Raw genomic sequence first — 26431 nt, forward strand, 5'->3', positions numbered from 1 at the left:
GACAGGTTCAGTACCGGTTGGGTTCCATTTCCAGCTCGACCTGGAACCGCTCGGCGATGTCCTTCTGGATACGCAGGGCCAAGTCCAGCAGTTGCGGCCCCGTGGCGGCGCCATAGTTGACCAGCACCAGCGCCTGCAACGCATGCACTCCGGCGTCGCCCTCGCGAAAACCTTTCCAGCCGGCCCGCTCGATCAGCCACCCGGCGGCGATTTTCATCTGCCCTTCGGGCTGTGGATAAGCCACCAGGTCCGGGTACTGCACCTTGAGTTGCGCAACGTGCTCGGCCGGCACCAGCGGGTTCTTGAAGAAACTGCCGGCGTTCCCCAGCACCGCCGGGTCCGGGAGTTTTTCGCTGCGGATACTGCAAATCGCCCGGCTCACATCCATGGGCGTTGCCTGGTCGATGCCTTGCTCGGTCAACCGCTGGCGGACCGGACCGTATTCCAGGTGCAGGTGGGCGGCGCGACTGAGGGCAAAACGCACCCGCAGGATCAACCAGCGCCCGGCCTGTTGCTTGAACAGGCTGTCGCGGTAGGCGAAACGACACTCTTCGAGGCTGAACTCGCGTTGCTGGCCGGTATGGCGGTCGAGCGCCGTGAGGCCGGCAAACACGTCCTTGATCTCCACGCCATAGGCGCCGATGTTCTGCATCGGGGCCGCGCCAACGGTGCCGGGGATCAGGCTGAGGTTTTCCAGGCCCGACCAGCCCTGCGCCAGCGTGTACTGGACGAAGGGATGCCAGGGCTCCCCGGCTTCGGCTTCGACCACCACCCGCTCGCCGTCATCGCTGAGCAAGCGAACCCCCTGGCTGGCCATGCGCAGCACCAGGGCGTCAATGTCACCGGTCAGCAGCAGGTTGCTGCCGCCGCCAATCACCAGCAGCGGCACCTCGTGCTCACGGGCATAGGCCAGGGCCTCGCGGACATCGCCATCGTCGTGGGCCTCGGCGAACAGGCGCGCCGTCACATCGACGCCGAAACTGTTGAACGGCTTGAGGCTGACGCCGGCCTGTATCTGCAAGGTCATAACCGTCCCTTCAATTCGATCACCAGGCGATCAGTGGCCTGCTCGATCAAGTCCAGCACCTGCTCGAAGCCCTGTTCGCCGTCGTAGTACGGGTCCGGCACCTCGTCCAGTTCCGCTTCGTAGCGGCGCAGGAACAGGTCCAGCTCGGCCCTGCCGTTGGCCGGTTGCAGGGCCTTGAGGTTGCGCAGGTTGCTGTTGTCCATGGCCAGGATCAGGTCATAGGCGGCGAAGTCGGCGCGAGTCACCTGCTGGGCCCGCTGGGCCGACAAGTCGTAACCCCGGCGCAAGGCAGCGGCCTGGCTGCGTTTGTCCGGGGCCTTGCCGACATGCCAGTCGCCGGTACCGGCAGAGGCGACTTCGACCTGGCCGGCCAGCCCGGCCTCGCGCAACTTGTGCCGCAGGATGCCTTCGGCGGTGGGCGAACGACAGATATTGCCGAGACAGACGAACAGGACCCGCATCAGGCCTCCAGCAGGCGACGAACGCGTTCGAGGTCTTGCGGGGTGTCGACACCGGTCGGCGGAGCGATCAGCGCATCGGCGACATGGATCCGCACGCCATGCCACAAGGCACGCAATTGCTCCAGCGCCTCGGTGTTTTCCAGCCAGCACGGGCCCCAGGCAACGAAGTCCTGGAGAAAGCCGGCGCGGTAGGCATAGATACCGATGTGGCGACGGTAAGGAACGTCTTCTGGCAGCACATCGCGGCCTTGGGCGAATGCATCGCGGGCCCATGGCAATGTCGCGCGGCTGAAGGTCAGGGCCAGGCCGTTGAGGTCGCTGACCACCTTGACCACATTGGGGTTGAACAGGGTTTGCACATCCTCGATCGGCTCGGCCAGGGTCGCCATGCGCGCCTCGGTGTGGGCCGCGAGGTTGGCGGCGACCTGATCGATCACGCTGGGCGGGATCAACGGCTCGTCGCCCTGCACGTTGACCACGATGGCCTCCGGCTCCAGGCCCAGCTTCACCGCGACTTCCGCCAGGCGATCGGTGCCGGAGTTGTGGTCCTCGCGCGTCAGCACGACCTCGGCACCAAACCCCTTGCAGGCCTCGACGATGCGCGCATCGTCAGTCGCCACCACCACGCGCTGGGCGCTGCTTTTGCAAGCCTGTTCCCAGACATGCTGGATCATCGGCTTGCCGGCGATCGCCAGCAACGGTTTGCCGGGCAGGCGCGTCGAGGCGAAGCGCGATGGGATGACAACGGTGAAGGCGGTGGTCATTTATCCAGGCGCTCGTCGGTGCTCAGGGTGCGGGCTTCGCTTTCGAGCATCACCGGGATGCCATCACGAATCGGATAGGCCAGGCCAGCACCCTTGCTGATCAGTTCGGTCTTGTCGGCGCTGAGCTTGAGCGGACCCTTGCAGACCGGGCAGGCCAGGATATCGAGCAGTTTGGTGTCCATGGAAATTCCCTTGGGTAAAAGGTGTTTAAGGCAAAAGGCGATCCGGCAACAGGCGCATCAGCTGGGTGTCGAACCAGGCCGCGAAGGCCGGCGACGGCGCAGCATCCACCGCCAGGTACCACCAGTGCGGGCCGGCGAAGGCGCGGCATTTGACCGCGTCCTTTTCCGTCATGACCAATGGCAGCGCAGGCGAGAAGTCCAGGGCCTGGGCACTGTACTGGGCATGGTCGGCAAACCCGTGCGGTATGGGTCGCCAGTGTAGCGTTTCGAGGGTCTTGAAGAAACGCTGGGGATTGCCGATGCCGGCCACTGCGTGCACCGCCTGGCCGGGCGGGAAATGGTCGAGGTCGCGCCGCTCGCCGCTGGCCAGGTTCACCAGGGCGGTGGGCCGCAGTTCAAAGGCGAAGCCGTCGTCGCGATCCGCACTAGCGCCGTTGTACAGCACGGCGTCGACCGATTGCAGGCGCTCGACCGGTTCGCGCAACGGCCCGGCAGGCAGGCACCGGCGGTTGCCCAGGCCGCGGGCGTTGTCGATCAGCACCAGTTCGAGGTCCCGGGCCATCCGGTAATGCTGCATGCCGTCGTCGGACAGGATCAGGTCCAGCGGTTCGGTTTCCAACAGCGCCTGGACCGCGCGGCTGCGCTGCGGGTCGATCATCAGTGGCACGCCGGTGCGCTGGACGATCAACAGCGGCTCATCGCCGGCCACGTCGGCGCCCTGGCTGGCTTCGACCCGCCAGGGCAATTGCGGCGGCTGGGCGCCGTAGCCCCGGCTCACCACGCCAACCCGCAGGCCGCTGCGCTGGCAATGCTGGATCAGCCACAGGATCATGGGCGTCTTGCCGGTGCCGCCGACCGTGATATTGCCGACCACCACCAGCGGCACGGGCGGCTGGTAGATCGGGCCGTCACCGGCCAGGAAGCGCTCGCGCTTGCGCACCACCACCCGCCGGTACAACCACTCCAACGGCCGCAGCAACGCCAGGGCCGGATGCCCCTGGTACCAGGCGGCAAGCAAACGATCGGACATGGCCATCAGGGTGCAGGCGCCGCCTCGACGGTGGTCATGCGCAAATGACTGAAGCCGAGCTTGCCGGCCGCATCCATCGCGGTGATCACCGATTGATGCGGGGTCTTGCCGTCGGCGCTGATGGACAGCGGCAGGTTGGTGTCGCCGCCGGACTCCTTCTGCAAGGCGTCGATCAGGCTCGCCAAATCACTCTTGGGCAGCAACTGGTTGTTCACCGAGAACGCACCTTCGGCGCTGATGGTGACTTCCAGGTTCTTCAGTTGCTGGTCCTCGGCCGGCGAGCCACTGACGGCCTGCGGCAATTCGACCTTGAGCTGGGTTTCCCGGGTGAAGGTGGTGGTCACGACGAAAAACAGCAGCAGGATGAACACCACGTCGATCAGCGACGCCAGGTTGATCTCGATGTTTTCCCGGGGTTTGCGGCGGAATTTCACTTCTTGTCCCCGGCCAGGTCTACATCACGGTCGCCCTGCACCACCTCGACCAGCTTGATGGCCTCCTGCTCCATGCCCACCACGAGCTCGTCGACGCGCCGTTGCAGGAAGCGATGGAAAAACACTGACGGAATACCCACCATCAGGCCGGCAGCAGTGGTGATCAGCGCCTTGGAGATGCCCCCCGCCAGCACGGCGGCGTTGGTGGTCATGCCGGAGCCGGTGAAGGCGCTGAAGATATCGATCATGCCCAGCACCGTACCCAGCAGGCCCAGCAACGGGGACATGGCGGCAATGGTGCCCAGGGCATTGATGTAGCGCTCCAGCTCATGGATGACCCGGGCGGCGGCTTCCTCGATGCACTCCTTCATGATCTCGCGACCGTGCTTGGAATTCGCCAGGCCGGCGGCGAGGATTTCCCCCAGGGGCGAACTGGCGCGCAGTTCCTTGAGCTTGTCCTTGTTCAGTTGCTTGTCCTTGATCCAGACCCAGACCTGCCCGAGCAGATGCTCCGGGGTCACACGGCTGGCCCGCAGGGTCCACAGGCGTTCGGCAACGATACCCAGTGCCGCGATGGAACTCAGAATGATCGGCAACATCATCCAGCCGCCGGATTTGACCAATTCCCACACAGTGACTGCCCCCTCGAAAAAGTGCGCCACTTTATCACACAGACTCGCCTTGGAAGACCCGACTCGCCGATAGGCGCTTGCCCGTTTGCGCTGGATCAATGTCGGCCCGGGGGGCCGGCGGGCAGTGGATCACGCCAGTAGCGGCGATGCCCGGCCTCGGTACGCGGCCGTGCGAAGGCCCCCAGTTGCAGACGAATGGCACCCTGTTCGGCACTGTCGTAGATCGTCATCCCCGCCCGGCGGTAACGGGCCATCACCTGGGGATGTGGATGGCCGAAGGCATTGCCCTGTCCGCGGGAAATCAGCACCGAGTGAGGCTTGAGACGTGCCAGCAGCGCCATCGACGATGAGCTGCGGCTGCCATGATGAGGGGCGGCCAGCCAGTGGATCGGCACCGCCAGGGGGCCATCGAGCAAGGCGCGCTCGGCATGTCGGTCGATGTCGCCGGTCAACAGCAAGCGCTCGCCGCCCGCCTCCACCCGCAACACGCAGGACTTCTGGTTGCTGTCCTCGGCCGATGACCATTGCCACAGCGCGAAACCGACCCCGTCCCACTCCCAGCGCTGGCCACTGTCACAAGGCCCGGCGTGCAACGCCTCGGGCAGCGCGTCGGGATCGCCGCTGATCAGCTGCCGGGTGGGCAGCCCGTTGCGCACCGCCAGGGCACCACCGGCATGATCGGCATCGGCATGGCTGAGCAGCATCAGGTCCAATTCGCGCACCCCCAGCTTGCGCAAGGTGGGCAGCACGACACGCTCGCCCGCATCGGCGTCGCCCCAGCGTGGCCCGGCGTCATAAAGCAAGGCATGGCCATGGGTACGCACCAGCACCGCCAGCCCCTGGCCCACGTCCAGTTGCCAGATCTCGGCCTGCCCGTGCGGCAGGTTTTCCCGCGGTGCAAAGACCATCAAGCTCAACATTGGCCAACCCAAAAGACGCAGCGGCACGCCCTTGGGCAACAGCAGCACAAACGCACCGAGGGCGGCGATGCCCAAGGCCCAGGGCGGAACCGCCGCCGGGGTCCAGGCGGGCAGTTGCCCGGCCACCCACGCCAGCCCCCTGAACCACACGTCGAGCAGCCCGCCGGCGATCCATAGCAGGCCCTCGCCCACGAACGGCACCGGCAACAACAGCGTGCCGAGCAATGCCGGCGGCAGCACCAGCAGGCTGATCCAGGGCACCGCCAGCAGGTTCGCCAGCGGCCCGCTGAGGCTCACCGGCAACCCCAGGATCAACAGCAACGGACACAGGCCAAGCGCAACCAGCCATTGGGCGCGAGTCCAGGTCTGCCACCAGCGCCAGGGCCCCAGGCGGCCGCCAAAGGTGAACATCAGGATCGCGACGGCGGCGAACGACAGCCAGAATCCGGGCCGCAGGCAGGCCAGCGGATCGAACAACAGCACCCCGTCGAACGCCAGCAACCAGGCCCACCAGGAGGCCGCAGGCTTGAAGCGCAAGCGCCACAGCAACACCAGGCCGATCATCGCGCAGGCCCGCCGCACCGGCACCTCGAACCCAGCCAGCAAGCCGTAGCCCAGCGCCGCCATGAAGGCCAGGCCGCAGGCCCAGGGCAACCATGGCAGCCTTGCCGGCCACAAGCCATGGCGCGCCGCACCCGCCACCATCAGGTACACCAGGCCGGCGAGCAGGCCAATGTGTTGCCCGGAGATCACCAGCAAATGAACCGTGCCGGTGTCTTGCAACACCCGCCAATCTTCGCGGCTCAACCCGGCACCATCCCCCAGCACCAAGGCCATCAGTGCACCGGAGCGGCCCTGGGCATCGACCCGCGCCAGCGCCTGGCGCACCCCGTCACGCCAAGCGCCCTGGGCCGGCTGCAGCAGGCGACCGTCCTTGATGGTTCCGGTGGCGCCGATGCCCCGGCTCAACAGCCAGGCCTGATAGTCGAAACCATGAGGGTTCAACAGCCCGGCGGGCCGCTTGAGCTTGACCGCCAATCGCCAACGCTCGCCACTGCTGACCGGCGGCCCACCGAACCAGGCAAGGCGCATCAACGCCGGCAACCGGTCGCGACGACCGTGGGCATCGGCCAGTTCGAAGCGCACCACGCCGTCGCTGTATTGCGGCAAGCCGACGACACGCCCTTCGACCCAACGGGTTTCTCCCTCCAGCGCGGCAGGCAACCGATCGTCCAGCGCACACTGCGCCGACAGACAGGCCCAGGCCAATCCGCCCAGGAAGAAGCCCAGCGGGTAGGTTCGAAACGGCACGGCCATCAGTGCCAGCACCGGCAGCGCCACCATCAGCCACGGCGGCGGCAACGCCGGGAAAAAAACCGGGGCCACCAGCCCCAGCGCAAGCGCGACCAATCCTGTGCGCATGACCCGTCCTTGAGAGTGCCCTCTCAAGGCTTAGCCGTTGTACGGCACCCCGGGCGTTATCAATTGTCACAAAGTCTGAATCTGCCGACCGTAGAATCCGGACATACTTGCCGCCTTACTGCTTTGAACCGACCGAGAAGCCTTATGCCCCGGCGCCTATTCAAACGTTACATGCCTGACCCGCAGAGCATCCGGGAACACAAATCCTTACGCTTTCTCGGCACCTTGCTGCATGACCCCAACCTCTGGCACCTCAACCGTCACTCCGTCGCGCGCGCCATGGCCGTCGGCCTGTTCGCCGCATTCCTGCCCATTCCCTTGCAAATGCTGCTGGCTGCCGCACTGGCCGTCGCGGTACGCGGCAACATGCCGATTGCCGTGAGCCTGGTGTGGCTGACCAATCCGATCACCATGCCGGCGGTGTTCTTCTGCACCTACCAGACCGGCGCATGGCTGATGGACGTACCTGCCCGGACGCTGCCGGAAGAACTGACCTGGGAATGGATCAGTGGCCAGTTGTCGACCTTGTGGCAGCCGTTCCTGCTCGGTTCGGTGGTCACCGGTCTGGTGCTCGGCGCACTGGCCTACTTCGTCACCATGAGTTACTGGCGCTGGTGGGTGACCCGGCAGTGGAAACGGCGCAAGAAAAGCCGGATGTGAAGGAAAAAAAGGCCTCCGTTGCTGGAGGCCCTTTTTTTGGAGCGTGCTGGCTGACGCCTTCGCGAGCAGGCTGGCTCCCCAAGGGGAACGTCAGGTGCGCATGCCGCGCCCGCTGACCAGTAACCGCGAGCAACCGATGTACAACACCACGGTGGCCACCAGCATGAAGGTGATCGCAATGCTGATCTTGATGTCGGAAACCCCCAGGATGCCGTAGCGGAAGGCGTTGACCATGTGCAGCACCGGGTTGGCCAGGGAAACGGTCTGCCAGAACGGCGGCAACAGGGAAATCGAATAGAACACCCCGCCCAGGTAGGTCAACGGCGTGAGCACGAACGTCGGGATGATGGAGATGTCATCGAAGTTGCGCGCGAACACCGCGTTGATGAAGCCCAGCAGCGAAAAGATCGTCGCCGTGAGCACCACCACCAGGACCGTCACCCCCAGGTGATGCACCTGCAGATGGGTAAAGAACAGCGACAGCAGCGTCACGATCAACCCCACTGCCAAGCCACGCAGGACGCCGCCCAAGGTATAGCCGATAAGGATCGTGTGGGGGGAGACCGGTGAGACCATCAGCTCTTCGATCGAACGCTGGAACTTGCTGCCGAAGAAGCTCGACACCACGTTGCCGTAGGAGTTGGTGATCACCGACATCATGATCAGCCCCGGCACGATGTAGTCCATGTAGGTGAAGCCACCCATGTCGCCGATCTGCCGGCCGATCAGGTTGCCGAAGATCACGAAGTACAGAACCATGGTGATCGCCGGCGGCAGCAGGGTCTGCGGCCAGATGCGCATGAAGCGCCGCACTTCACGGTAGACGATGGTATTGAGGGCAATCAGGTTGGGGCGCAGTTCGGAACTCATACCGCCACCTTCGCCAGGTTTTTCTCCACCAGGGACACGAACAACTCCTCGAGGCGATTGGTCTTGTTGCGCAGGCTCTGCACTTCGATGTTCTGCAAGGCCAACTGGCCGAACAGCCCGGTGATGCCGACGGCCTTGTCCACCTGGACCTCCAGGGTATGGCTGTCGACCAGGCGCGCAGGGTAACCAGTGAGCTGGGGCGCGGCCTTCAGGTCGTGCTTGAGGTCCAGCACAAAGGTTTCCACATGCAGTTGGCCGAGCAACTGCCGCATGCTGGTGTTCTCGACGATGGTGCCGTGGTCGATGATGCCGATGTTGCGGCACAACTGCTCGGCCTCTTCCAGGTAATGGGTGGTCAGGATGATGGTGATGCCTTTCTGGTTCAGCTCGGTCAGGAAGGTCCACATCGAACGACGCAGCTCGATGTCCACCCCCGCCGTCGGTTCGTCGAGGATCAGCAGGCGTGGCTCATGCACCAGCGCGCGGGCAATCATCAGGCGGCGCTTCATGCCGCCGGACAACGAACGGGACGGCACGTCGCGCTTGTCCCACAACCCCAGCTGGGTCAGGTACTGCTCGGCGCGCTCGTTGGCGATCTTCGGCGGGATGCCGTAGTAACCGGCCTGGGTCACGACGATGTCGAAGGTCTTCTCGAACTGGTTGAAGTTGAATTCCTGGGGCACCACGCCAATGCAACGCTTGAGGGCGGCGGGCTCGCGGTCCAGGTCATGGCCGAAGACATTCACCGTGCCGCTGGTCTTGTTCACCAACGTGGAAAGAATGCCGATGGTGGTGGATTTGCCGGCGCCGTTAGGACCGAGCAAGGCAAAGAAATCGCCTTCGGCGACGTCCAGATCGATACCACTCAGGGCCTGGAAACCGTTGCCGTAGGTTTTGGTTAGCTGCCGGATGGACAGAGCGGAACTCATATCGGATTACGCACCAAGAAGGGAAGAAAGAAGTACATGAGGGCGCGCGGCGAGCAAAACAACCACGGCGCACGATGGCCATGGTGCTGGGCGTCGCCGCACAAGTACAGTCACGCGTGTCGATAGTAAGTATTAAGTCAACGCGGTCATGACCGCCTTGCGGTAGGCCGGACGCTGTTTCAACTGCTGGTACCAGGCTTCCAGATTCGGCCAGGCAGCCCGCTCGATGGGCATTTCGAACCAGGCATAAATGAAGCTGCCCAAGGGAATGTCGCCCATGCCGATCTGCGCGCCGCTCAAATAAGGCTGCTCGCCCAATGCACGGTCGGCCATCGCCAGCAAAGCGTTGCATTCCTTGATAGCCGAATGGATGGCAGGCCAGTCCTGTTGCTCGGCCGGGGTGCGCAGCACGCCCCAGAACACCGTCCGAAACGGTGCGGCAAAGGACGAAGTGGTCCAGTCCATCCATTTCTCGGCGACGGCCCGTGCCTGGGCATCGGCCGGGTACCAGGCCGAATCCGGCGCGTGGCGGGCCAGCAGGTAGCGCACGATGGTGTTGGATTCCCACAGCACGAAACCGTCATCCTCGATCATGGGCACGCGGCCGTTGGGGTTCTTCGCCCGGTACTCAGGCGTGTCCACCACGCCAAAAGCGCCGCCCGCATCGATGGCCTCGTAGGCCAGCCCCAGCTCTTCGGCACACCAGAGCGCCTTGCGCACGTTCGACGAATTCTTGCGACCCCAGATCTTCAGCATCACGGTTTCCTTCAATGGACAAAGTGCCGCAGCAGCATACGCCGGATCAGCCGCGACTCAAATCGTCCCGCATATCGCCGAGCAAGGACGGCGCCTGATCGCCGAACAAGTGTGGATAACATTTCTCCAGGTGCTCGAAAAAGAACGCTTCGGGGACATCGGCGAACTGCCCATGGTCGGTGATGTATTCCATCAGCTTCGCGCCTTGGCGATTGAACGGGTGGAAAACGCTGTCGTGGCGGCCATCGAACTCCAGCGGCGCGACGTCGAACAGCTCGCACAAGCCCTGGTTGAACGCCGGCGTGGCCTTGACCCAGCGGCCGTCCAGGTACAGCTCGGTGTAACCGTGCATGGCGAACACGTCGCTGCGCAGCAACGCCAGCAAACGGGGCGTGGACAGGTGGTTGCGCACATCCGCCAGGCCGATGCGTGCCGGAATGCCGCAATGCCGGGCACAGCCGGCGAGCAGCGTGGCCTTGGGCACGCAGTAGCTTTCCCCGTGGCTCAGCGCATGGCTGGCACGCAGAGTCGCCGGATCGCGACTGAAGGTATACGGGTTGTACCGCACCGCCTCGCGCACGGCGTAGTAAAGGTTGACCGCCTGCGCCACAGGGTCGCGGTCGGCACCGCGATGCGCCTCGGCAAAGGCGATGACCTGTGGATGATCGCTGTCGATGAAGCGGCTGGGCGTCAGGTAGGACTGCATGCAGGAAGGCCTCCGGGAAACGCCGGCCATCGTGGCTGGCATCGGCAAAACCCGAGTCTATCCACAGCCCCGTTGCAGCGATAACGGCGTTTCGGCCAAACAATGGCGTTTTCTCACCTGGATAACGAACGATTTCCCACGGCTGTTGCCAACCAGACTGGCGCACTGCATCCAGGGTTTCCCACGAAATCAATCACATCGCGCCGACCGCCGGTTTTGCAGAGGCCGTCTAAGCTCTGTGGGTCGGTTTTGCCCTGGTTCACGGAGGATTACCTATGCTGTTGTTGTGGATACTGGTCCTGGTCATCGGGATCGCCTGGCTGGCCCATCGGCGCACCGCCCCGTTGCCCGCACTGGGCATCGTCGCGGTCTACCTGCTGGCCATGGGCATTTTCAGCCGCGCCCCCGGGTGGCTGATGCTGGTTCTGTGGGTGATGCTCGCCGCCGTCGCGGCTCCCCTGCTGCTGCCAGACCTGCGTCGCCGGTATTTCAGCGCGCCGATGTTCGACTGGTTCCAGAAAACCCTGCCGCCCATGTCCCAGACCGAACGCGACGCCATCGACGCCGGCACGGTGTGGTGGGACGGCGAACTGTTCAGCGGTCGCCCGGACTGGGACCTGCTGCTGTCCTACCCCAAGGTGCAGTTGACCGAGGAAGAACAGGCGTTCCTCGACGGCCCGACGGAAGAACTCTGCGCGATGGTCAGTGACTGGCAGATCGGCCAGGCCATGGACCTGCCGCCCGAAGCCTGGGCCCATATCAAGACGCACGGTTTCTTCGCCCTCATCATTCCCAAGGAATACGGCGGCAAGGGCTTCTCCGCCTACGCCCACTCCCAGGTGGCGATGAAGCTGGCGACCCGCAGCGGCGACCTGGCGTCCACGGTAATGGTCCCCAACTCCCTCGGCCCGGCGGAACTGCTGCTGCACTACGGCACCGATGAACAACGCGACCACTACCTGCCACGGCTGGCCCGGGGCGACGATATCCCCTGCTTTGCCCTGACCGGGCCGCTGGCCGGCTCCGACGCCGGGGCGATGCCCGACACAGGCATTATCTGCAAGGGCGAATGGCAAGGCCGGGAAACCCTGGGCCTGCGCCTGAACTGGGAAAAGCGCTACATCACCCTCGGCCCGGTGGCCACCCTCCTCGGCCTGGCCTTCAAGGCGTACGACCCCGACCACCTGCTGGGTGACGAAGAAGACCTGGGCATCAGCCTTGCACTGATCCCCACCGACACCCCGGGCGTACACATCGGCCGCCGCCACCTGCCACTCGGCGCGGCGTTCATGAACGGGCCGAACTGGGGCAAGGACGTGTTCATCCCGCTGGACTTCCTCATTGGCGGCCAACCGATGCTCGGCAAAGGCTGGATGATGCTGATGAACTGCCTGTCGGTCGGGCGTTCGATTTCCCTGCCCGCGGTGGGCACCGGCGCGGCCAAGTTCACCAGCCTGGTGACGGGCCAGTACACCCAGGTGCGCGAGCAGTTCAACGTCCCGCTGTCAGCGTTCGAAGGCATCCAGGAAGCCATGGCGCGCATCGGCGGCAACGCCTGGCTGATGGACGCGGCCCGCATGCTGACCGCCAACGCCGTGGACCTGGGGGAGAAACCCTCGGTGCTGTCGGCGATCCTCAAGTACCACCTGACCGAGCGCGGTCGTGAATGCATCAGCCACGCCATGGACGTGCACGGTGGCAAGGGCATTATCATGGGCCCGAACAACTACCTGGGCCGCAGCTGGCAAGGGGCGCCGATCTTCATTACGGTCGAAGGCGCGAACATCCTCTCGCGCAACCTGATGATCTTCGGCCAGGGCGCCATCCGCTGCCATCCGTTCGTGCTCAAGGAAATGGCCCTGGCCACCCGTGAGGACAAGGACCAGGCCCTGGTGGAATTCGACGGCCTGTTGCTCAAGCACATTGGCTTCGCCATCAGCAATGCCGCCAGCACGCTGGTGTTGAACCTGGGCCTCGGCCGCTTTGAACACGCACCGGGCAATGCCTTGAGCCAGGGCTACTTCCGCGCCCTCAACCGGCAGGCGGCGGCATTCGCCCTGCTGGCGGACCTGAGCATGATGCTGCTGGGTGGCGAGCTCAAGCGTCGTGAACGACTGTCGGCACGCCTGGGGGATGTGTTGAGCAATCTTTACCTGGCGTCCGCGGCACTCAAGCGCTACCACGACCTGGATTCGCCGGACCACATGGCGCCGCTGTTCACCTGGGCCATGGAGGAAAGCCTCGGCCAGTCGGAACGTGCGCTGGACGAACTGCTGGCCAATTTCCCGAACCGGGTATTGGGTTGTCTGTTGCGTGGAGTGGTGTTCCCGTTCGGCCGTCACCACAAGGGCCCGAGCGACAGGTTGGATGCCGAGGTGGCCGCGGTGATAGGCCGGGCCAAGGGTGATCCGACCCTCGAAGAACTGCTGCAGGGTTGCTACCGTCCACAATCGGCGGACGATCCGGTAGGTGCCCTGCAGCACGCCGCCGACCTGCTGGGCGCCGCCCATCCGGCGCAGAAAAAACTCCACGTCGCGCTCAAGCAAGGTCAGCTCGACCCGGCGCCAGGCGAACCCCTCATCGATGCCGCCCTCCAAGCCGGGGTGCTGCAAGCCGGCGAAGCCGAGGCCCTGCGCGTGGCCGAAGCGGCGCGGCGCAAGGTCATCGACGTGGATGACTTCGACAAGGAGGCGCTGACACTGGCCGAAGCCAAGGTCCGCTGAGTCCGTGACGAGGGGCCTGCTGCACCGTCCCGCGGGAGCAGGCGCCCCTCGCCGCGATGTCCCACTGATCCGCGGCCATGTAAAAGCCGGCGCGGGGGCTTTATACTCCTGCGCCCGTTTTGCTCTTGAGGACTTATCTCGTGTCCAATGTCGTTGCCGATCATCTTGTCCTGCTCGACCACTTGCGCAGCATCCTGGTCGCCGTAGGTGAGGCCGAACAGGTTCCCGAAGAAAGCCATGCCCTGTTCCTGGAGCGCTTCGACGAACTGCGTGCCCAGTTGCCCGTCGACCCGATCGAAAGCCAGTACCTGGGCCAGGACCTCTTGTGCCAGGTGATCGTGCGCTATCCACAGATCGCCCACCTGGTGCCACGCGACCTGCTCTGGTACTTCGGCGGTGATTGCCTGCACTACATGCCCGATGAAGAAATCGACCTGTACCAGGCCCTGGAGGAGCGTCGTTTCGAAGCCGAACAAAACGACGAGCCGTTCGACTGGAACCAGGAAAAGCAGTTGCTGTCAATGTCCGACCAGGACAGCAAGCATTGATTGCGTCGTGACACACAAAGGCCCGCCTGGATCACCCAGCGGGCCTTTTTTCATGGCTTGTCGGCGGCGATGGTCATGGGCCCGCTGGCGAGCAGGATCGCTCCCATAACCACTCGCCCCCCTGCTCGCGAAGCGCTCCCAAAGATCCCCACCTCACCAAAAAGACAGTTTATTGACGCGCAATCTGTCATGAATTTCACCACCGCCACTTTTCAGACGTTTTTTTCATTTTTGACGTGGCGCTTTGCCATAGGTGAACTACCGTCAACAGAACCGAGCACGGTGGCTGGCAAATTGCCCTTCAAGGGAGCCGTCCATTGCAGCCGTCCGCTCGTCCACCCGGCCTTGTCCCGGGTGATGCGATAGGGGGCAGCCCGGGCCCATCGATGATCCGAGGCAATTGGTTAAGCCTAGGGACGGCCAGTCTGTCGAGGATCATCCTATGAACCAGCGTACCGCGCTTGCTTTGAAACACGTTATCCATGGTCTGTTCTGGATGGGCTTCGGCCTGGAAACGGCGCAGGCCGTTGCCGCCGATTGTTCCCAGTTAGACAGCCTGCCAGCGACCTTCGAGGTCGGCCAGGGTTTGCAGAATGAACTGCGCATCCTCGCCCCCGTGACGAAGTTGGCGGTGGGTGACCCGAAAATTGCCGATGTACAACCCAGTGGCAGTGACGCTTTCATTCTCACCGGCCTGGCACCGGGCGCCACCAGCCTGATGGTCTGGACGGATTGCTCGAAAATACCCCGCCAGAGCATGGTTTTCGTCAAGGGTCGGGCCACGGCCGCGCTGACCAGCGTGGCGAGCGTGCCCTCCGAAGACCCGATGCTGCTTGCCCAGGTCCAGACCGACATCCGTTTCGTCGAGGTCAGCCGGACCAAGCTCAAGGAAGCCTCGACGTCGCTGTTCGGCACCCGTGGCAACTTCCTGTTCGGCTCGCCGAGGACCCTGCCCACCATCGGCGGGGTGGTGCGCCCTTCCCTGCCGGTCAACAACGACATGTTCAACTTGTCGTTCGCCACCGGTAAAACCCTGCTGATGATCAATGCCTTGGAGGGCAGCGGTTTTGCCTACACCCTGGCACGGCCGAGCCTAGTGGCCCTCAGCGGACAGAGCGCCAGTTTCCTGGCCGGCGGCGAAGTGCCGATCCCGGTGCCCAGTTCCGGCAGCGATAACGTGTCCATCGAGTACAAGGAGTTCGGTATTCGCCTGACCCTGACCCCCACTGTCATCGGCCAGAACCGCATCGCCCTGAAGGTCGCGCCGGAAGTCAGCGAGCTGGATTTCACCAATGCCGTGAACATCGCCGGGACCCTGGTGCCAGCGCTCACCGTGCGCCGTACCGATACCAGCATTGCCCTGGCCGACGGCGAAAGCTTTGTCATCAGCGGCCTGATCAGCACGCGCAACAGCTCACAGGTGAACAAGCTTCCGGGGCTGGGTGATATCCCTGTGCTGGGCGCGTTCTTCCGCGACCACTCCATCGACCGCGAGGAACGCGAGCTGTTGATGATCGTCACGCCGCACCTGGTCCAGCCCTTGGCCGCCAATGCACAACTGCCGACATTACCGGGTGAGCAACTGCGCAACTACGACCCGAATTTCTATCGCATGTATTTCCTCGAACATGGCGAGTTCGATAACCGCAGCGGGCTTTCCCAATGAGCCGGCGCCCTAAGTACCTGGCGCCTGGCGTCCAACCCATTGCGAGGGGATATTCCATGAAAGCAGCAATCGCGGTAGCCGCAACATTGATGCTGGCCGGCTGTTCCAGCCATGGCGTGGTGGCGTCGGACCCGACCCATTGCGCCAAGCCCAGCGCCGATCAGGAGCTGGCCCTCAACATGGCCGACGACATGGCCAACGAGGGGCGCTTGTACGCCAGCCTGGCGAACCTGGAACGCCTGCCCGAGGACCTGGTCCAGGTGCGCCTGCGCAAGGCCCGGGTATTGCGCCTGATGGGGCGCAGCGAGGCGGAGCCCTTGTATAGAAGCCTGCTCGGAACCTGCCTGGCCGCCGACGGCGAACATGGCCTGGGCCAACTGGCCGCCGTCAAGAACGACAACGCGAGCGCCACGGAGCACCTGGAACGGGCCGCGAAAATGGCCCCGACCGAAGGCAAGATCCGCAATGACCTGGGGGTCGTCTACCTCAATCAGAAACGCATTCCCCAAGCGCGCTTCGAGTTCATGACCGCCATGGAGCTCCAGCAATCCGACGCCCTGGCGGCGCTCAACATGGTGACCCTGTTGATCTACCAGGACAACTGGAAGCAAGCGGCCGAACTGGCGAGCATGGCCAAGCTCAATCCCCAGCAGATCGCGGACGCCCAGGCCCGCGCCGAAAGAATCAGAGGCTCGGCCCCCAACGCAGCAACGTCGCAAGCGAACCGCCTGGAAGAGGTCGTCGATGCCTCATCCGGCGCGGTCAAGTAGAGCGTGACGAGGAGTCCATGAGATGAAAACCAAACAACTGATGATCGTGTGCACGCTGTGCCTGTCCACCCCGGCCTGGGCGATCGACCCGGGCCCCTCCTCGACAGCCCAGCAAGGTACCGAAAGCTGGATGCAACTGCAGATCCGCGGCGTGGTGGCGTCCACCCACTTGCAGACCGCCTCGGCCGCCGAGCGCGAACTGGCCATGCAGCGCTGGCTCAATAGCTTCAACTATCCCATTCCGGAATTCTTTGACCAGGACACGGGCGGGGACATCAGCAGCGGCAGCAAATGAAGTACGAGGTGGGTTGAACAAAGGTTTTAAACCGTACCGTGGCGAGGGCGCTTGCTCCCGCTCGGGTGCGCAGCAGCTGCCAAAAGCAAGGGCCGCTGCGCCGCCCGAGCGGGAGCAAGCGCCCTCGCCACATGTTGTGTTTAGCCGGGATAGGTCTGTTGTCACTCTACTTTGTAGCGAGGGGATTCATCCCCGTTGGGCGCGCAGCGGCCCTGAACCTGGGCGCTCGGGGTATCTGTTCGAAGGGGATTGGCATCGAGGGGTGGCTGCGCACCCCAGCGGGGATGAACCCCCTCGCCACGGGGGCATGCTGAGTCCTGGAAACAGCAGGTACGCCGTGGCGAGGGCGCTTGCCCCCTCGGGTGCGCAGCCGCCGCCAAGGAGCGAGGGCCGCTGCGCTGCCCGGCGGGAGCAAGCGCCCTCGCCACAACTGTTCGGCTAATGAAGGATCACCCGCCTACATGTTCCCGAACGCCCTGAACACGCCAATCATCGCAGGGCCGATGGCGACCAGGAAGAAGCTGGGCCACAGGCAGAAAATCAGTGGAAAGATCAGCTTGGTGCCAATTTTCGCCCCCATTTCCTCGGCGGCCTGGGTGCGCCGGTCGCGGAATTCGTCGGCATAGATGCGCAAGGTATCGGCCACGCTGGTGCCGAAGCGAATGCTCTGCGCCAACAGGCTGACCAACCCCTGGATGTCTTCAAGCCCAGTGCGCATGGCCAGTTGCCGGAGGGCCTCGGTGCTGGTGATGCCGGCGCGGATCTGCGCGTTGACCAAGGCCAGTTCTTCGGCCAGTTCGGCCTGGCTGACCGCCATTTCTTCGGCCACTCGCTCGATGGTCGTCGGCAAGGCCAGGCCTGATTCGACGCACACCACCATCAGGTCCAGTGCATCCGGGAACGCGGCACGCAGCCGGCCCTGGCGCGCCTGCTTGCGCTTGCCGACATACAGCGACGGCAGCAGCCAGCCGAGACCGGTCACCGTCGTCACCGCCAGCAGCACGACCACCCCGGACACCTTGATCAACGGCATCACCAGTACCGCCAGGCCGAGCAGTGCCAGCGGCATCATCAGGCGCACGGCCCAGTAGACCTGCACCGCCGATGCAGAGCGGTAACCGGCATGGGTCAGCAGGGTCTGGGTCGCCGAGGTGCGGGCCGGGTCGGCCGAAGCGAAGCGCTGGCCCACCCGCTCCAGCAGCAGTTGCAGGTTACCCGGTGCCTCCTGCGCCGCCGAACTGCCCGAATAACCCCGCTTGATCAGCGCCAGGCGCCGCTGCACCGGGTCTTGCAGGCCCACCAGCAGCAGGAGCACGGCCACCGCCGCCAGCACGGTACTCACGCCAATCGCAGTAATGAACAACAGGCGCGCCAGTTCCTCGCTCCCGGTAAACCGACTGAACAACCCGAGCAAATAATCCATGACTGATACCTCGTGTCAGGGCAGCGATCAGACCTGGATCCGGATGATTTTGCGGATCCAGAAAATCCCGACCAGCATGGCGCAGAAGGCGCCGATGATCAGCTTGTGGCCGATCGGATCATTGAGCAGCACCGGCATGTAGCTGGGGCTGGTGAGCACGATGGCGATCGCCAGCACAAAGGGAATCGCCACCAGCACCCAGGCCGACATGCGACCTTCGGCCGACAACGTGCGGATCTTGCGCTGGAAGCGGAAGCGCCCGCGAATCAACCGACTCAGGCGTTCCAGCACTTCGGTGAGGTTGCCGCCGGTCTCGCGGTGGATGAGGATCGACGTCACCAGCATCATCACCGTCATGCTCGGCATGCGCTCCAGCAGGCCCAGCATCGCCCGGCGTACGTCGTTGCCATAGTTGATGTCGGCGAAGGTCAAGCCGAACTCCTGGGCGACCGGCCCTTTGTGCTCGTCGGCAACCAGGCGCAAGGTTTCGTTGAACGGATGGCCGGCGCGCAGGGCCCGGCACATGGCGTCCAGCGCGTCCGGCAGGCCTTCCTCGAACGCGTTGAAGCGCTTGCTGCGGTCACGCAGGATCTTCAGCACCGGCAACCAGGTGACGGCCAGCGTGGTCAGCAGCGCCACCCACCAGAGCGGCGTCACCATCAGCACCGACGCTCCCGCCACCGCACCCAGGACCAGGCCCAGCAGCATCACCCGGTAGGCGCGGTACTCGTGGCCGGCCTGCTCGATCAACTGCGTCAGGCTGGCCATGAACGGCAACTGCTCGAGTCGAGCTTCCAGGGGCGACAGGCGTGTCAGGTACTTGTGCCGCAACACGGTCTGCATATTGGGCAAATGGTTGGCCTTCTCCAGCACGTGCAAGCGCCCACGAATGCGTTTGCGCATCTTGCCGGCCTCGCCGAACACCGGCACCACCACGCCCTGGGACAGCAGAAAGACCGCGATGAAGACCATGCCAAGGAAAATCAGGATGAATTCGCCGGGAATACCGTTCATGACTGCCGCGCCTCCATCCATTCAGGGCGGAACAGGCTCAGTGGCAACTCGATGCCGCGCTTGGCCAACACCTCGCGGAACGCCGGGATCATGCCGCTGGGTCGATAATCGCCGAGCACTTCGCCGTGTTCACCGATGCCCTGGCGCACGAAAGAGAAAATCTCGGTCATGGTGATGACCTCCCCTTCCATGCCGTTGATCTCCTGCATGCTGACCACCCGTCGCTTGCCATCTTCTTGACGCTCCAGTTGGATCACCACGTCGATGGCCGAGGCAATTTGTTGACGCATCGCCTTGATCGGAAACGTAGCCCCGGTCATCGACACCATGTTCTCGATGCGCCCCAGGGCATCGCGAGCCGTATTGGCGTGGATGGTGGTCAGGGAGCCGTCGTGACCGGTGTTCATGGCCGTGAGCATGTCCAGCGCCTCGGCGCCGCGCACTTCACCGATCACGATGCGATCGGGGCGCATCCGCAGGCTGTTGCGCACCAGTTCACGCTGGCTCACCTCACCCCGCCCCTCGATGTTCGAAGGCCGGGTTTCCAGGCGGACCACGTGGGGTTGCTGCAGTTGCAGTTCGGCGGAGTCCTCGATGGTGACGATCCGTTCGTTGTGGGGAATGAAACTGGACAGCACGTTGAGCATGGTGGTCTTGCCACTGCCGGTTCCGCCGGAGATCAGCACGTTCAGGCGTCCACGGACGATGGCCTTGAGCAGCAAGGCAATGGCCGGGGTCATGGTGCCCACCTGGATCAGGCTGTCGGTGTTGAGCAGGTCCACCGCGAAACGCCGGATCGACATGCTCGGCCCGTCGATGGCCAACGGCGGGATGATCGCGTTGACCCGCGAGCCATCCTTGAGCCGGGCGTCCACCAGCGGCGAGGATTCGTCGATGCGCCGGCCAAGGCTGGAGACGATCCGGTCGATGATGTTCAGCAGATGCTGGTCATCGCGAAAGCGCACATCGGTGCGTTGCAATTTGCCGAAGCGCTCGACGTACACCGAGGCAAAGCCATTGACCAGGATGTCGGACACGCTGTGGTCGGCCAACAGCGGTTCCAGCGGGCCAAGGCCCAGCACCTCGTCGGTGATCTGCTTGATGATCAGTTGCCGGCTGGCGGAACTCACCGGCGCCGAATGTTCGTCCAGCAGGCGCTGGCAGATGTCGCGAATCTGCCGCGTGGCCTCGACCTGCTCGAGGGCATCGAGCAGTGACAGGTCCATCACCTTGAGCAACTGTTGGTAGATTTTTTCCCGCCACTCGGCTTCCACCGGTGTCACCTGGGTGCGGGTTTCGTAGAGCACGTCCGGGACGGCCTGTTCCCAGGCCATCAAGGCTTCGGCCGGCTCCGCGAGGCTGTCGCCGTGGACGCTGGAAGGGCCGGGTTTGGCGGGCTGTTTGCGCAAGCGGGTGCGGAAGTCGCTGATCATGGGTCATCCCCCGAAGAAACGGTTGAAGGCGCGTTTGAACAGGCCTTTGTTCGTGGCCATCTGGTGACCGACCAGGTCTTCGGTCAAATCGCGCAAGGCGGCGGTGATCGCAGCTTTCGGCGCATGCAGCCCCAACGGCACGCCAGTGTTCTGACTCTGGCTGACCAGGTTGAAGTCATTGGGTAATTTCGACAGGTTCGCGCAGCGCAGGGCCTCGCCGATATCCTTGAGGCTGATCGTCGTCGACTTGTCGTAGCGGTTGACCACGATCTGCAACTGGTCGCCGCGCACGCCCAGGTCCTCGCGAAGTATCCGCACCAGGGCGCTGGCATCGCGCAGGTGGCTGACGCTCTGCTGCACCACCACGTAGACCCGGTCCACCTGCTCCAGCACAGAGCCGGTGAGCGAGTCGATCTGGCGCGGCAGGTCCACCACGATCCAGTCGTAGCTGGCGCGGGCCAATTGCAGCAAGGCATCGAGTTGTTCGGGTTGGGCGTCCTGGGGCAGGCACAATTCGCCGGCCCGGCCACCGAGCACGTGCAAGGTCGGGCTGAAATGACTGCAGAAACCCCGCAGGGCAAGGCTGTCCAGATCTTCGACCTGTTGCAGCACTTCCAGGTGGCTATGGGTCTGTGCCACGTCCAGGTAATGGGTCACGCTGCCGAACTGCAGGTCCATGTCCAGCAACAGGGTATTGCCCGCCCGGGCGCTGAGTTGCTGGGCCAGGTTGCACGCCACCAACGTTGCGCCGGAACCGCCCTTGGCACTGATCACGGCGACCAGCTTGCCTTCGGCGCCGTTGCCCAGGCGCACCTCCGCCACCAGGCGATTCAGGGCGGCCACCAACTCCGTTTCGGCGACCGGTTCAGGCAGCACATCCCGGGCACCGGCCTGCATCGCCAGGCGCATGCCGTCCTGTTCGCCCAGCGGCCCGCACACCAGCATCGGTGGGCGTTCATGGGCCGGGCGTTGCAGCAAGGCCGCCAACTCCTCGCGCCACAGGTGGCTGACCCGCAACAGCAACAAGTCGGGCATCCGGTCCAGGCCGTAGAGTGGGTCGACATGCCCGTTGCTCACCAGCCGCGTGCTGACTTCCAGGCAGGGCATGCGTTGGCAGACACACTGCAGGTCGCGCAGAGACGTGGCGTCGCGGCTGCTGATCAGTAACCGCAGCCCGGCTTTGCCGGTAACGGTCGCAAGTGGGTTTTCCCTGGTACTCAGCATGGTGTGATCTCCGCGGAGTCGGAATGACGCCCAAGGCTTTCGCGTGGCAAGGTTGCCTGGAACGCAGGCAAGGTAATGGGCACGCCCAGCCCGGGAATGAACAGATTGAAAACGTAGTTCTGCACGCTCAACCGGACGTAGCGAATGGCCCGGAAGCCGGTGGCGCTGACCGTGTCGGCGGGGTTCGCCACCACGGCGCCGTTGACATCCAGGTAGGTCAGCGCCAGGTTCGAGGTCGCCAGGCTGCTGATCAGTTGGCTGGTGCCGGCGTCGGTCGCGGCATTGAAGATCGCCCGGCGCAGCACCACCGGGTCGCTGATGTTGCACACCGCTGCCAGGCGCGCACCGCGTCGCGCGGCTTCGTCCAGGGCATTGGCGGTGAAGTACAGCCGGCCCATCTCCACCACGCCGAACAGCAGGACGAACACCAGCAGGCCGACGAAGGAAAACTCCACGATGTATGTACCGCCCATGTGCTTGCCGTTCATCACAACGCCCTCATGACAGTGGTCGCCACCAGCGGGATACCCAGCGGGATGGCGGCGCCGAACAACCCCGGGATCGACCCGGTGCAGTTGCCCGCGCCAATCACCGGGCAGAAGGTGTAGGTGATGGTGACGCGCACGTGGTCGGTGCCGACGGCGGCGACCTGCACGTTGGCCGTGGTCAACCCCGACAGCACGGCGCTGCCGGCCTGGCTGGGCACGCCATACACCGCCACGTTCCGGGTCTGGGTCTGGAGCGTGTTGCTCAGGGCGACGCCACCAAGGGTGCCATTCCAGGCCTGGCTGGCGACGAAACGATCAGCATCGCGGCTGGCCTGCAGCAGCACGTTGTACTGGTAGAGCATCCGGCCGAACTCGCCGAAGGCCAACAGCAACAACAGCAACACCGGCAGCACCAGGGTGAACTCCACCAGCGCCACCCCTTGCTGGGCGCGGGGTGATTGAAATCGGGCAAGTCCCATGGCGCCTCCTACGAGTCGGTGCTCGGCGTGCCGCTGCCGTTGAGATAGGTCTTGTAGAGCTGGATGATCTGCGGCCCGGCATCGCTCGAAGGCGTGGGGCCCGGTACGCCGTCGCCTTCGCACTCCCGGACGAATTGACCGAACACCAGCGAGTCCGAGCCGCCGCCATCCACCGGCTGCACGACGAAATAGCAACCGAACCCCAACACCGGGATCGACGTCGAACCACCCTGCTTGCCGGTGCAGTTGCCGACCACGATCTTCAGCATCCGGCGCTCGAACACGCCGTTGCTCTGGCAACCGCTCGCGCCACCGGCCACACAGGCGGCAACCTTGGTCCGCCAGTCGTTGTAGTCCTGGATCGCCTCGCCGCCGGCCGAGAGATCGCCGTTGCTCGACGTCACAGGCTTGCCTTTGTATTGCGCCTGGGAGAGCGTGTCGTTGTAGGTCATCGCCGGGGTGCTCGAGGCGGTGACCAGGTCCGGTGGATAGTCCGACGCACTGACCGGGCCGTTGTAGATCCCAAAACGTGTATTCATGCCTTGGGACGTCGGGCCGGCCTTGTTACCGGGCGCGGTCTGGACGTTGTCCCCGACGCTGCGGCAGACCGAACCACCGCCCGCCAGGTCTTCGCGCACCGCGCTGCCGCCTGAGCCGAAATCGAGCAACTGGAAATTGCCGGGGCCGATGGGCGACGTGTTGCCTGCGGCCGTCTTCAAGACTTCCAGGTCACCGAAGTGATACCCCCAGAAATTGCCCGCCCCCGGGTTGTACTGCGTGGGGTCGCCGCAAACCATCAGCGGGGCCAGGTCGCAGGGCGCGGTGGGACTGGGGCCGGCAGTGGCGATGGCGGCCACGCTTTTGGCGCCCAGGCCGGCGCTGCCCATCGACTGCACGAAATTCCAGAAAAAACCATTCAGCTGATAGCTGGACACCGACACCCGCACGTACTTGGCATTCGCCGGGCCGGGATAGGAAAACGGTCCGTAGACACTGCTGGCCAGCTCCACCACGGCAAAGGCACCCGGATTACCGCCAACAGCGGTGGCCAGTTCAGCGTTGCCCGAGGCCTGGGCGTTCTTGTTCAAGGTGTCCAGGGCCGCTGTCCGGGTCGTGCTGGCCATGTTGAGGCCGCCGCTGACCTGGCTCAGGGTCTTGGCGCCGCTCAGGGCGGCGGCGTCCACCGCATTTTGCAGGCGCGTCTTGTTCAGCAACATGTGTCCGCCGTCCAGGGCCAGTGCCGCCATCATGGAAATCGCCACCAACGCGATCACCATCAACACACTCACCGCCCCTCCCTGGCGCCGAGGCACCGTGAAAGGCTGCCGGATACTGTGTTTCATCGTCGCATCCTCGCTGACTGAGGGAGAGGATCGGCATTGCCATCGCCTGGCCAGCCCGATGGCGCCGGGGCCTGCTAGCGAAGGTTGATGACGCTGCGCTCGACCCCACGGATCACCGTGATCGAACTGTCCTGCGCCTTGGCGATGCGTTGCACCACAGGCCTTGGAGCCGGTGCGGCCACCGCCACGACCGGTGCGACCGGTGTCGGCGCCACGGCCACGGCTTTTTTCTCCAGGTTCAACGGGTTGCGCAGGGCCAGTTGCAGCTTGCCTTCGGTCTGCGCGGTCACCAATGCCTCGGCTTCAGTGGTCGTCATCTCCAGCGTCACCGCCCGCACCACCACCGGCTGGGTCTTGTCGGTGCCGGCCGTCTGGTCCACCGCCAGTACCCGCAGATTTTCCAGGAGCGTGCGGGACACGGCGTTGTTGCTGCCGGCCGCGGTGTTTTTCGTCGCCAGGACGTCGACCCGGTTACCCGGCAACAGGAAACCGCCCACGCCGACCACATCATCCACCCGTACCGAGATGGCACGCTTGTCGGGGGCGATCAGCGAGGCCAGGGTGCTGCCGCCCAGGTGCTCGCTCAAACGGGCACTGCGCACAATGTCGCCGCGCAGGATGTCGAACGTGGCGATCTTGCCCACGGCCTGCTCGCTGGAGTCGAAGGCGTCGTCCGGAATCGTGTCCATGGGCATTCGCACGGTCGTGACCTGCTGGGCCTCGACCATCTGCCCGAAGGGGATTTCCACCGTGGCCACCACCACGCTGCGCAAATGGTCATCGGGGGTGGCATTGAGTCGTGCGCTCAGCCAGGAATCGGCCATCCATGCGGCACCAAGGCCCATTACCAGAGAAACGCCTATCAGCGAAAGCGTACGGGAGCTCATGTCGGTATCTCCGAATCAAAGAAAGTCGAGCTGGACAAAATAGTTGTGCCAGGCCCATTCCAACTCCTGCGGCAACAGCGGTCCGGAACCGCCCAGGTAACGCTGGCGATCGAGCGCCATGTTCAGCAGATCGCGAGGATGGCAAGGCACCAGCGGCATGCCTTCACCGGCGTACAAACGCTGCAGCACATAGCGCACCAGCAACGGGTCATGGGCGATGCCCAGGCGCTCGCATTCCTGGCGCCAGATGCGCTCGTACTCCTCGGGCCTGAGGTAGCCGAACTGCACCTTGTAGCCAATGCGCCGCAGGAAGGCCTCGTCGGCCAGTTCCAAGGGATTGAGGTTGGTGGAAAACACCAGGACCAGGTCGAACGGCAGCTCACAGTGCCGGCCACCGCCCAGGTTGATGAAGTCGCGCTTCTCTTCCATGGGCACGATCCAGCGATTGAGCAGCTCGGCCGGCGCCATGCGCTGGCGGCCCATGTCATCGATGATGAACAACCCATTGCTGGCCTTGAGCTGCAAGGCCGCCTGGTACTGGCGGGTAAAGGGGTCATAGCGCACGTCCAGCTGTTCCATGCTCAACTCGCCGCCGGTGATGACGATCGGGCGTTTGCAGCAGAGCAACCGGCGGTCGATGCCCTCATTGAGCATCAGGTTGTTCGATTGACGATTGTCATCCAGGCGCTGGTGCACTTGCGGGTCGTAGATCTCGATCACCGACTCGTTGATGACGATGGCGTGGGGCACCCAGATCGCTTCGGCAAACAGACGGATCAGCCGGCTGCTGACATAGGTCTTGCCGGTGCCCGCCGGGCCATAGATCATGATCGCCCGGCCGGAATTGAGCGCCACGCCCAACTGGTCGAGCATCCCCTGGGTCAGCACCACGCCTGCCAGGGCGCGATTCATGTCAGTGGCGGTGATGCGGCCGTGGTGAATGGTCTGGATCTTGATCAGCGAACGATAGGTGCTCACCGGAAACGGCGCCGCCCCGATGTAGCCGCTGCGCGCCAGGGCGTCACGGGCAAAATTGCGACCGCGCTCGGTCAGGCCGTAACGCAACGACTGCACACTGGCCTGGCCGACCTGGCCGAGGACTTCGACACGACCGTCCTTGCGCAGGAACGCCAGGACTTCTTCCAGCACGGCGCCCGTCAGGGCCAGGCGCTCTACCAGCCGAGGCAGGTCCAGCACGCCGGCGTCATGCAGGTGCTTGCACACCAACTCACCCAGGAAACTGTCGCTCAGGCCGGTGTCGCGGATGGTGCACGGCTGGGGTGCCAGGCGTTGCACCGCCTCCCGCTCGCTGGGGTAGGCATCACTATCATTGATGACGTGCATG

At 64.3% G+C, this 26431-nt stretch carries 27 protein-coding genes; 6 read left to right on the forward strand and 21 right to left on the reverse strand.

The genetic code is table 11. The features are described from left to right. Positions 1 to 7: 7 nt before the first annotated feature. From VM99_09640 to VM99_09675, 8 genes are all read right to left on the reverse strand, one after another. A complete protein-coding gene (locus VM99_09640; GenBank protein ID AKJ98309.1) occupies positions 8 to 1027 on the reverse strand; it encodes a UDP-N-acetylenolpyruvoylglucosamine reductase in 1020 nt (339 codons plus the stop codon). Beyond that, on the reverse strand, positions 1024 to 1488 hold the full coding sequence (locus tag VM99_09645; protein ID AKJ98310.1) for a protein tyrosine phosphatase: 465 nt from the start codon (positions 1486 to 1488) through the stop codon (positions 1024 to 1026). The genes VM99_09640 and VM99_09645 overlap by 4 nt, the downstream gene beginning before the upstream one ends. Continuing rightward, positions 1488 to 2252, reverse strand: coding sequence for a 3-deoxy-manno-octulosonate cytidylyltransferase (locus tag VM99_09650; GenBank protein AKJ98311.1), 765 nt, complete (start codon positions 2250 to 2252; stop codon positions 1488 to 1490). The genes VM99_09645 and VM99_09650 overlap by 1 nt, the downstream gene beginning before the upstream one ends. After that, on the reverse strand, positions 2249 to 2434 hold the full coding sequence (locus VM99_09655; protein ID AKJ98312.1) for a hypothetical protein: 186 nt from the start codon (positions 2432 to 2434) through the stop codon (positions 2249 to 2251). Before VM99_09655 ends, VM99_09650 begins: the two co-directional genes overlap by 4 nt. 25 nt (positions 2435 to 2459) lie before the next feature. Beyond that, positions 2460 to 3470, reverse strand: a complete 1011-nt coding sequence (locus VM99_09660; GenBank protein AKJ98313.1) for a tetraacyldisaccharide 4'-kinase — start codon at positions 3468 to 3470, stop codon at positions 2460 to 2462. Next, positions 3470 to 3898 (reverse strand): biopolymer transporter ExbD, encoded by a 429-nt coding sequence (locus VM99_09665; protein AKJ98314.1) that lies wholly within the window; start codon positions 3896 to 3898, stop codon positions 3470 to 3472. Before VM99_09665 ends, VM99_09660 begins: the two co-directional genes overlap by 1 nt. Then, positions 3895 to 4560 (reverse strand): biopolymer transporter ExbB, encoded by a 666-nt coding sequence (locus VM99_09670; GenBank protein AKJ98315.1) that lies wholly within the window; start codon positions 4558 to 4560, stop codon positions 3895 to 3897. The genes VM99_09665 and VM99_09670 overlap by 4 nt, the downstream gene beginning before the upstream one ends. A gap of 65 nt (positions 4561 to 4625) precedes the next feature. Then, positions 4626 to 6872: a competence protein ComEC gene (locus tag VM99_09675; GenBank protein ID AKJ98316.1), complete on the reverse strand. Its 2247-nt coding sequence runs from the start codon at positions 6870 to 6872 to the stop codon at positions 4626 to 4628. Between the two features lie 144 nt (positions 6873 to 7016). Here VM99_09675 and VM99_09680 point away from each other — a divergent pair, with 144 nt between their 5' ends. Next, positions 7017 to 7532, forward strand: coding sequence for an ATP-binding protein (locus VM99_09680; GenBank protein AKJ98317.1), 516 nt, complete (start codon positions 7017 to 7019; stop codon positions 7530 to 7532). A gap of 90 nt (positions 7533 to 7622) precedes the next feature. On the opposite strand, the gene VM99_09685 is transcribed toward VM99_09680, so the two are convergent. The 4 genes from VM99_09685 to VM99_09700 all read right to left on the reverse strand — a co-directional run bounded on the left by VM99_09685 (position 7623) and on the right by VM99_09700 (position 10793). Beyond that, a complete protein-coding gene (locus tag VM99_09685) occupies positions 7623 to 8402 on the reverse strand; it encodes a membrane protein (protein AKJ98318.1) in 780 nt (259 codons plus the stop codon). Next, positions 8399 to 9331, reverse strand: coding sequence for an ABC transporter (locus VM99_09690; GenBank protein AKJ98319.1), 933 nt, complete (start codon positions 9329 to 9331; stop codon positions 8399 to 8401). The genes VM99_09685 and VM99_09690 overlap by 4 nt, the downstream gene beginning before the upstream one ends. Positions 9332 to 9463: 132 nt before the next feature. Next, the gene (locus tag VM99_09695) at positions 9464 to 10087 is read right to left on the reverse strand and encodes a glutathione S-transferase (GenBank protein ID AKJ98320.1); all 624 of its coding nucleotides are present in this window, start codon (positions 10085 to 10087) and stop codon (positions 9464 to 9466) included. Between the two features lie 46 nt (positions 10088 to 10133). Then, a complete protein-coding gene (locus tag VM99_09700; protein AKJ98321.1) occupies positions 10134 to 10793 on the reverse strand; it encodes a cysteine protease in 660 nt (219 codons plus the stop codon). A 275-nt stretch (positions 10794 to 11068) separates the two neighbouring features. On the opposite strand from VM99_09700, the gene fadE reads away from it, so the two are divergent. From fadE to VM99_09725, 5 genes are all read left to right on the forward strand, one after another. After that, positions 11069 to 13516, forward strand: coding sequence for an acyl-CoA dehydrogenase (gene fadE / locus VM99_09705; GenBank protein AKJ98322.1), 2448 nt, complete (start codon positions 11069 to 11071; stop codon positions 13514 to 13516). Between the two features lie 140 nt (positions 13517 to 13656). After that, the gene (locus VM99_09710; GenBank protein AKJ98323.1) at positions 13657 to 14064 is read left to right on the forward strand and encodes a dehydrogenase; all 408 of its coding nucleotides are present in this window, start codon (positions 13657 to 13659) and stop codon (positions 14062 to 14064) included. A gap of 442 nt (positions 14065 to 14506) precedes the next feature. Beyond that, complete coding sequence (locus tag VM99_09715) at positions 14507 to 15730, forward strand: secretin (GenBank protein ID AKJ98324.1); 1224 nt, start codon at positions 14507 to 14509, stop codon at positions 15728 to 15730. A 56-nt stretch (positions 15731 to 15786) separates the two neighbouring features. Beyond that, positions 15787 to 16500, forward strand: coding sequence for a lipoprotein (locus VM99_09720; protein AKJ98325.1), 714 nt, complete (start codon positions 15787 to 15789; stop codon positions 16498 to 16500). 22 nt (positions 16501 to 16522) lie between these two features. Then, complete coding sequence (locus VM99_09725) at positions 16523 to 16795, forward strand: hypothetical protein (protein AKJ98326.1); 273 nt, start codon at positions 16523 to 16525, stop codon at positions 16793 to 16795. 457 nt (positions 16796 to 17252) lie between these two features. Here the strand turns inward: VM99_09725 and VM99_09730 are convergent, their stop codons facing one another. The 9 genes from VM99_09730 to VM99_09770 form a co-directional block, all read right to left on the reverse strand. Next, a complete protein-coding gene (locus VM99_09730) occupies positions 17253 to 18218 on the reverse strand; it encodes a type II secretion system protein (protein AKJ98327.1) in 966 nt (321 codons plus the stop codon). 27 nt (positions 18219 to 18245) lie between these two features. Continuing rightward, positions 18246 to 19232: a secretion system protein gene (locus VM99_09735; GenBank protein AKJ98328.1), complete on the reverse strand. Its 987-nt coding sequence runs from the start codon at positions 19230 to 19232 to the stop codon at positions 18246 to 18248. Beyond that, positions 19229 to 20665, reverse strand: coding sequence for a pilus assembly protein CpaF (locus tag VM99_09740; GenBank protein ID AKJ98329.1), 1437 nt, complete (start codon positions 20663 to 20665; stop codon positions 19229 to 19231). The genes VM99_09735 and VM99_09740 overlap by 4 nt, the downstream gene beginning before the upstream one ends. Positions 20666 to 20668: 3 nt before the next feature. Continuing rightward, positions 20669 to 21889: a chemotaxis protein CheY gene (locus tag VM99_09745; GenBank protein AKJ98330.1), complete on the reverse strand. Its 1221-nt coding sequence runs from the start codon at positions 21887 to 21889 to the stop codon at positions 20669 to 20671. Continuing rightward, complete coding sequence (locus tag VM99_09750) at positions 21883 to 22377, reverse strand: membrane protein (protein AKJ98331.1); 495 nt, start codon at positions 22375 to 22377, stop codon at positions 21883 to 21885. Before VM99_09750 ends, VM99_09745 begins: the two co-directional genes overlap by 7 nt. After that, the gene (locus VM99_09755; GenBank protein AKJ98332.1) at positions 22377 to 22856 is read right to left on the reverse strand and encodes a pilus assembly protein TadG; all 480 of its coding nucleotides are present in this window, start codon (positions 22854 to 22856) and stop codon (positions 22377 to 22379) included. Before VM99_09755 ends, VM99_09750 begins: the two co-directional genes overlap by 1 nt. 8 nt (positions 22857 to 22864) lie before the next feature. After that, entirely contained in the window at positions 22865 to 24199 is a 1335-nt protein-coding gene (locus VM99_09760) for a pilus assembly protein (protein ID AKJ98333.1), read from the reverse strand. A 74-nt stretch (positions 24200 to 24273) separates the two neighbouring features. Next, positions 24274 to 25086, reverse strand: a complete 813-nt coding sequence (locus VM99_09765) for a pilus assembly protein CpaB (GenBank protein ID AKJ98334.1) — start codon at positions 25084 to 25086, stop codon at positions 24274 to 24276. Positions 25087 to 25101: 15 nt separating this feature from the next. Continuing rightward, positions 25102 to 26430, reverse strand: coding sequence for an ATPase AAA (locus tag VM99_09770; protein ID AKJ98335.1), 1329 nt, complete (start codon positions 26428 to 26430; stop codon positions 25102 to 25104). Position 26431 lies beyond the last annotated feature (1 nt).

The organism is Pseudomonas chlororaphis, from assembly GCA_001023535.1.
Taxonomy (GTDB): Bacteria; Pseudomonadota; Gammaproteobacteria; order Pseudomonadales; family Pseudomonadaceae; genus Aquipseudomonas; species Aquipseudomonas chlororaphis_E.